The sequence below is a fragment of the Tsukamurella sp. DT100 genome (genome assembly GCF_049844855.1).
Classification (GTDB): Bacteria; Actinomycetota; Actinomycetes; order Mycobacteriales; family Mycobacteriaceae; genus Tsukamurella.
Window position 1 is genome coordinate 1 of the sequence record NZ_JBNCLV010000031.1, and the last position, 241, is coordinate 241.

Genomic DNA, 241 nt, shown 5'->3' on the forward strand with positions numbered 1-241 from the left:
CGGATCGCATCGAGTGGGTCGGACTTCGCGCCGTGCCGTCGTTGCACTCGTTCGGGGCGGTCGAGCTCGACCACCAGCTCCTCGCGCACCGCGAGTGCGCGGGTCAGGCCGGCGCCGTGCCCGGCGGTGCCTTCGATCGCCCAGGCCCGCAGTTGTGAGTGGTGGTCGGCGAAGTCGAGCAGTTGCTGGTAGCCGTCGGCGGTGGTGGCGACGGTGATCTGATCGAGCACCGCTCCGGTGC

General features: G+C 71.0%; 1 pseudogene. It reads right to left on the bottom strand.

From position 1 onward, the window contains the following. A pseudogene (locus tag ACLQ3K_RS26420) lies at positions 1-230 on the bottom strand (IS110 family transposase); the annotation flags it as partial. Positions 231-241: the final 11 nt, after the last annotated feature.